The sequence below is a fragment of the Roseovarius aestuariivivens genome, assembly GCF_004761875.1.
Taxonomy (GTDB): domain Bacteria; phylum Pseudomonadota; class Alphaproteobacteria; order Rhodobacterales; family Rhodobacteraceae; genus Roseovarius; species Roseovarius aestuariivivens.
This window is the reverse complement of sequence record NZ_SJEY01000023.1, coordinates 1-6,574: the sequence shown is the minus strand read 5'-3', so window position 1 is coordinate 6,574 and position 6,574 is coordinate 1. Positions and strand designations below refer to the sequence as shown.

Genomic DNA, 6,574 nt, shown 5'->3' with positions numbered 1-6,574 from the left:
CAGGGAGCGGTCGTTCATGTCCACCACGCGCCGCCAGGTGATGCGGCGGGTGTCGATGCCAAGGTCGTTGCCCCAGTAGACATGGTTGTCGATCATCGCCGACAGAAGGCTGTGCGCCGAGGTGATCGCGTGGAAATCCCCGGTGAAATGCAGGTTCATATCCTCCATCGGCACCACCTGGGCATAGCCGCCGCCCGCGGCCCCGCCCTTCATCCCGAAGTTCGGCCCGAGGCTGGCCTCGCGGATGCAGATCATCGCCTTCTTGCCGATCCGGTTGAGCCCGTCGCCCAGACCCACCGTCGTCGTCGTCTTGCCCTCGCCCGCCGGCGTCGGGTTGATCGCCGTCACAAGGATCAGCTTGCCGTTGTCGCGGCCCTGAACCTCGTTGATGAACTCCTGGCTCACCTTCGCCTTGTCATGCCCGTAAGGCAGCAGATGCTCCCCCGGAATGCCAAGCTGATCCCCGATCTCCTGAATCGGACGCTTCGACGCCTCCCGCGCTATCTCGATATCTGACTTGTAGCTCATCTTGTGTCCTCCCGCGTATTTTGTTTTTAGTTTCCGAGCGTCGCACCAGCGGCGAGGCCGGCCTTGGCCGCCCATTCACCGGCGGCAGCCTTGCCTTCGCCTTCGGGACGTACCCGCTTGACCAGAATCCGCCCACCGACGCACTGGACTGAAAACCCTTCGTCGGTCACCTCGCGCACGCGGCCGGAAATGCCATCGCCCCGCACCATCTCGCAGTCAAAAATCCCAAGGGTTTTGCCCTCATATTCCGTCCACGCGCCCGGCGCGGGGTTGGTGCCGCGGATCAGGTCATAGACCTGCTTGACCGGGCGGTGCCATTCGATGCGCGAATGCTTGGTCGTGCAGCGCCGCTCGTAGGTGGCCTGGCTTTCGTCGGCCACGATGCGCGGCGGATTGCCCGAGCGGAAATGGTCGATCACCTCGAGCACGCTGTCCACGGCGACCGGGTAGATCTTCTTGAAATAGAGGTCGATCACCGTGTCATCCGGGCCGATCTCGCACTCCCACTGCATCAGGCTGTCGCCTTCGTCCAGCCCGTCGGAGGGATAGAACCACGAAAAGCCGGACTTGGTGGAGCCCATGATGATCGGCCAGTTGACCGCGCTCGGCCCGCGATGCAGAGGCAGTAGCGAGGGGTGAAAGCAGATCGAGCCGTGTTTGGGTGTATCACGCGCGGCCTCGGGCACGAAAACGTTGACGAAGGCCATAACCATCAGGTCGGCGTTATAGCCTGCAAGAGTGTCCAGCGTTTCCTGGTCATTGAAATGCGCCGGCTGCTCGACCGGCAGGCCCTTTTCCAACGCGAATTCCTTGACCGGATCGACCGGTTTGCCGTCCTTGTCGGGCTCGCAATAGACCGCCACGACCTCATCCGTACCTGTGTCCAGGATCTTTTCGAGCGTGTCTTTTCCGAAGGCCTGCTGGCCCATGACGATGATACGCATGTTCTTCCTCCCTGTGGTTGCCCGGTCTCTGGCCGGGCTCACCACCTGTCCCTTGTTTTCGTCCGCCCCTGTGCCGGGGCGGTCTGTTATTCCGCTGCGGCGCGCTTGGGTTCTCCCACCGCGCCCGAATTCACGATCTCTTCGAGCTCTTCACCCTGGTAGCCCAATACCTCTTGCAGGATTTCCAGCGTGTGCTCGCCCAAGAGCGGCGAGCGCGTCACCTCGACCGGGCTGTCGCTCAGCTTGATCGGGCAGCCGACAGACGAATACGTGCCGCGTTCGGGGTGATCCACATCGACGATCGTGCCGGTGGCGCGCAGTCCCTCATCCTCGATCAGTTCCTTGGTGGACAGGATCGGGCCAACGGGGATGTTAAGCGGGTTGCAGATATCCATGACCTCGAACTTGGTCTTGGTCATGGTCCATTCCTCGATCGCGCCGAAGATCTCGTTGAGCTTGTCGAGACGATCTTCGGGCTTGGCGTAGCCCTCAGCGTCCTTCCATTCGGGCTTGCCGATCACGTCGCAGACATTGCCCCAGACGGCGGCCTGCGTGATAAAATAGGTGTAGGCGTTGGGATCGGTCTCCCATCCCTTGCACTTAAGGATGCGGCCCGGCTGACCGCCACCCGAGTCGTTGCCCGCGCGCGGGGTCGCTTCGCCGAAGGGCTCGCCTTCGCCATACTGGCTGTATTCCTTGAGCGGGCCAGCCTTCAGACGCTGCTGATCGCGCAGTTTCACGCGGCAGAGGTTCAGCACACCGTCCTGCATCGGCGCCAGCACTTTCTGGCCGCGGCCCGATTTTTCGCGGTGGTAGAGCGCAGTGACGATGCCAAGCGCGAGGTGCAGACCTGTACCGCTGTCGCCGATCTGCGCACCGGTCACCAGAGGGGGACCATCGCGGAAGCCGGTGGTCGAAGCCGAGCCGCCGGCGCATTGCGCGACGTTCTCGTAGACCTTGCAGTCTTCATACTTGCCCGGCCCGAACCCTTTGACCGAGGCCATGATGATGCGCGGATTGATCTCCTGGATCCGCTCCCACGAAAATCCCATGCGATCCAGCGCGCCGGGGGCGAAGTTTTCCACCAGCACGTCGCATTCCTCGATCAGCCGGGTCAGGATTTTCTTGCCTGTCTCGTTCTTGGAATTGAGCTCGATCGAGCGCTTGTTGTGGTTGAGCATGGTGAAATAAAGCGAGTCCGCGCCCGGCACATCGACGAGCTGTTTGCGGGTCGCGTCACCCACACCAGGCCGCTCGACCTTGAGCACATCGGCGCCGAACCATGCCAGCAGCTGCGTGCAGGTCGGACCCGACTGGACGTGAGTGAAATCCAGGATTTTGACGCCTTCCAGAGCTTTCATAACTTTGGTCCCTTACGTTCCTTAATTCTTCTTCATCGCGCCATAGCGCGCCTGCGCCACGACCGACTGCGGATTGAGGCTTCCGATGTTGCCGCTTTCCTTGCCCGCCGCCGGATCGATGGCCGCGTTGATCAGCGTGGGCTTACCGGAATCCATCGCCTCGGCGGTGGCACGGTAAAGCTCATCGGGGTTGGTGACGTGCACGCCCGTGCCACCGAAGGCTTCCATCATTTGATCGTAGCGGCTGTCGGGCACGAAGGTGGTGGTCGCCGGATCCTCGCCGCCCGACCAGTTTTCGTCGTCGCCGCGATAGATGCCGTTGTTGTTGAAGATCACCACCGTGATCGGCAGCTTGTAGCGGCAGATGGTTTCGATCTCCATGCCGCAGAAGCCAAAGGCGCTGTCGCCCTCGACCGCCAGCACCGGGTGCCCGGTTTCCACGGCCGCCGCGATGGCCGAGCCCATGCCGATGCCCATGACGCCCCAGGTGCCCACATCCACGCGCTTGCGGGGTTTGTGCATGTTGATGATTGATCGCGCGAAATCGAGCGTATTGGCCCCTTCGTTCACAAGGATCGCGTCTGGGCGTTCGTCGATCACCCGGCGCAAAGCGCCGAGCGCGCCCTGATAGTTCATCGGGCTCGCATTGTTCTGCAGGTTGGCCGACATCCTCTCGACATTGGTTTTCACCTTGGTCGACACGGCATCGGTCCAATCCGAAGGCGGCTTGGGCCAATCGTTGCCCATCGCCTCGCTCAGCGCGGTGACGACAGAGCCGACATCGCCCACGAGCGGCGCGGCGATTTCCACGTTGCTGTCCATCTCCTTGGGATCGATGTCGATCTGGATGAACTTCTTGGAATGCGGCTCGCCCCATTGCTTGCCCTTGCCGTGGCTCAAAAGCCAGTTGAGACGCGCACCCATCATGATGACCACGTCCGATTCCTTGAGCACGAGCGACCGCGCGGCAGCGGCGGATTGCGGATGCCCGTCAGGCAAGAGACCCTTGGCCATCGACATCGGCAGGTAGGGATAACCGGACTTCTCGACGAATTCGCGAATCGCGTCGTCGGATTGATCGTAGGCCGCGCCCTTGCCCATGATGATCAGCGGCTTCTTCGCGCCTTTCATCACGTCGATGGCACGCGCAATCGCATCCTGAGACGGAACCTGACGCGGGGCGGGATCGATCACCTTCACCAGGCTCTTCTCGCCCTCGACCGCATCCATCACCTGACCAAGCAACGCGCCTGGAATGTCAAGGTAAACTCCACCCGGACGGCCACTGACGGCCGAGCGCACGGCACGGGCCACGGCAATCCCGATATCCTCGGCGTGCAGCACACGGTAGGCGGCCTTGCAAAGCGGCTTGGCGATGGCAAGCTGGTCCATCTCCTCGTAGTCGCCCTGCATCAGGTCGACAATCTCACGTTCGGAGGAGCCTGAAATCAGGATCATCGGCCAGCAATTCGTGGTCGCATTCGCCAGCGCCGTGAGACCGTTCAGAAAGCCCGGGGCAGATACGGTCATGCACACGCCCGGCTTTTTCGTCAGGAAGCCCGCGACCGAGGCCGCATAACCCGCATGCTGTTCGTGTCGGAACGACAGTACCCGCAAACCAGAGGCCTGCGCATAGCGGCCCAGGTCGGTGATCGGAATGCCCGGCACGTTATAGATGGTCTCGATACCATTGAGCTTCAGCGCGTCGATCAGCAGATGAAAGCCATCGGTGAGGTTTTCGACATTTGCCGAGTCGCCGGCATTGACAGAATTGTTCGCGCCTTCCGGTGCCATCTTTCTCTCCCAAATTTCCCCGCCACCTTCGCGCCTCGGCGGGTCGTTCCGTTATGCCATTTGCCGCTCAGGCCCGCCGCTCCTGGGCGAGTCTGCGCCAGCCGCGCCGGACGTGATCATGCAGGCGCATCGTGTGCTCGCGCACCCGGCGCGCCGCCTCCTCTGCATCACGCGCCTCCAGCGCCTCGATGATCTCCATGTGGTCCACGACCGAGCGGGACACGCGATCCCCCTCCCCCATGGCCCGGCGGCGCACAGCGTGCATATGCACGAATAGCCCGTCCGCCATCGTCTTCAGCAAAGCGCAGTGCGATATTTCCAGGATGCGCTTGTGAAAGTGGATGTTGCTTGCCGAATACTCGGATATGTGCGCGCCGGCGCGGGTCACGCTGTACTTCGCCGCCAGCTTGCGCAGCGAACCGATCTCTGCGTCGCTGGCATGCTCGACCGCAAGACGCGCCGCCATGCTTTCCAGTGCCGCCCACGCGATGATCATCTCGAGGATCTCTTCGAGCGTGCGGCGCTGCACGAAGATACCCTTGCGCGGCACCACCGACACGAGACCGTCCCGTTCTAGCCGGACGAGCACTTCGCGCAACGGCGTCCGCGACACCCCAAGCTGATCCGCCAGGGACCGCTCATCGAGCCGCAGATCGACATCCTCGTTATAGATATCCATCTCAAGGATCGCATCGCGCATCATCTCGTAGATGTGCTCTTTCAGCGTGAAATTCGTCGCGATGGGCTTGAGCTTCATATCCACATCAGCCCCCGCCGTCAGGGACATGCGCGATGCACGGAACGTCGTGTCCGCCGCAGCTTGCGATATGTCCCACGCGATGCAAATGTGTTCCCTCCCAACTCCAGCCAGGCAGGCGCCAAGGCCGGAAGCAGATCTTGGTATACCATGGACCATGTACCACGACATTGCAAGATCCGTTTCGCGCGGATCCACGAAAAGTACCGACTTTCGGCGTAACAGCCCGCCAATAGCTCACGGGTTAATTTGCGATCGCTATAAGAAAATGCGGCACAACACTTCATGAAAATTATTTCATTTCAACGTTTTGACATAAGAACCGTGAGGATGCGTCTGATAAGCGCGATACAACTCAGGGCGGGCAAGGCGCCGTGTCAGATCAATCGCTCCACCCTCGGCCGGCCTCCTTGACGTCGCTGAATCGAGAGATATTGCACCGTGGCCCGGGACATGGTACGTGGTATACCACAGTGACGTGTTTCATCCTTTTCTAAAACATTTCGGGGCGTCTACATGCTGATCCGCGCAAACGATTCGGTCCTTCTCGTCATAGACATGCAGGAACGGCTGGTGCCGGCCATGCAGGCGCCCGCCCGGACAATCTCGAACACGCGCAAACTTCTGGCCGGCGCAAACGCCAAGAACGTGCCCATTCTGATGACCGAGCAATACCCCAAGGGACTTGGCCACACCGTGCCCGAACTGGCAAACGCCGAGGGCGCGATCACGCTGCCCAAAATGCATTTTTCCTGCATGGAAGACGAGGATTTCGCGGCCACCTTCCGCAAGCTCGACCGCAAACAGGCGGTGATCGCGGGTATGGAGGCGCATATCTGCGTTACGCAAACCGCCGCTAGTCTGATGGAAGAAGGCATCGAGGTCTTTGTGGTTTCCGATGCCACGGCATCGCGCACGTTAGAAAGCGAACAAGCCTGCATCGCCCGGCTCAGCGCCTGCGGCGCGGGCATCGTCACGACCGAAATGGTTATTTTCGAATGGCTGGGCCGCGCCGGAACGGAAGAATTCAAGGCCATGCTGCCGCTGATCAAGTAAGCGGCAGACATACATCATGGGAGGACAGTGAACAGATGAACATCCACGAGTATCAGGCGAAGTCTTTGCTTCGGTCTTATGGTGCGCCGGTTTCTGACGGGCGTGTTGTTTTACGCGCGGAGGAGGCGAAGTCT

Annotated in this window: 6 protein-coding genes; 1 reads left to right on the top strand and 5 read right to left on the bottom strand. The window is 61.1% G+C overall.

What is annotated here, in order from left to right:
- The 5 genes from EZV60_RS18805 to EZV60_RS18785 form a co-directional block, all read right to left on the bottom strand.
- Nucleotides 1-528 (bottom strand): formate--tetrahydrofolate ligase (locus tag EZV60_RS18805; RefSeq protein WP_135507288.1); only part of this gene is annotated, 528 nt, incomplete at its 3' end.
- A gap of 26 nt (nt 529-554) precedes the next feature.
- A complete protein-coding gene (locus EZV60_RS18800) occupies nt 555-1,472 on the bottom strand; it encodes a methionyl-tRNA formyltransferase (RefSeq protein WP_245306367.1) in 918 nt (305 codons plus the stop codon).
- An 86-nt stretch (nt 1,473-1,558) separates the two neighbouring features.
- The gene (frc, locus tag EZV60_RS18795; RefSeq protein ID WP_135507587.1) at nt 1,559-2,833 is read right to left on the bottom strand and encodes a formyl-CoA transferase; all 1,275 of its coding nucleotides are present in this window, start codon (nt 2,831-2,833) and stop codon (nt 1,559-1,561) included.
- Nucleotides 2,834-2,854: 21 nt separating this feature from the next.
- Nucleotides 2,855-4,627 carry an oxalyl-CoA decarboxylase gene (oxc, locus tag EZV60_RS18790; protein ID WP_135507585.1) on the bottom strand — a complete coding sequence of 591 codons (1,773 nt, stop codon included), beginning with the start codon at nt 4,625-4,627 and terminating at the stop codon, nt 2,855-2,857.
- A 67-nt stretch (nt 4,628-4,694) separates the two neighbouring features.
- A complete protein-coding gene (locus EZV60_RS18785; protein WP_245306366.1) occupies nt 4,695-5,414 on the bottom strand; it encodes a GntR family transcriptional regulator in 720 nt (239 codons plus the stop codon).
- Nucleotides 5,415-5,900: 486 nt separating this feature from the next.
- Between EZV60_RS18785 and EZV60_RS18780 the strand changes: the two genes are divergently transcribed.
- On the top strand, nt 5,901-6,440 hold the full coding sequence (locus EZV60_RS18780; RefSeq protein WP_135507583.1) for a hydrolase: 540 nt from the start codon (nt 5,901-5,903) through the stop codon (nt 6,438-6,440).
- The last annotated feature ends 134 nt before the right edge of the window (nt 6,441-6,574 follow it).

What these genes read in the sequence shown, in the direction of transcription:
- oxc (WP_135507585.1), bottom strand. Translation starts at nt 4,627, where the DNA reads ATGGCACCGGAAGGCGCGAACAATTCTGTCAATGCCGGCGACTCGGCA.
- frc (WP_135507587.1), bottom strand. Translation starts at nt 2,833, where the DNA reads ATGAAAGCTCTGGAAGGCGTCAAAATCCTGGATTTCACTCACGTCCAG.
- EZV60_RS18780 (WP_135507583.1), top strand. Translation starts at nt 5,901, where the DNA reads ATGCTGATCCGCGCAAACGATTCGGTCCTTCTCGTCATAGACATGCAG.
- EZV60_RS18785 (WP_245306366.1), bottom strand. Translation starts at nt 5,414, where the DNA reads ATGTCCCTGACGGCGGGGGCTGATGTGGATATGAAGCTCAAGCCCATC.
- EZV60_RS18800 (WP_245306367.1), bottom strand. Translation starts at nt 1,472, where the DNA reads ATGCGTATCATCGTCATGGGCCAGCAGGCCTTCGGAAAAGACACGCTC.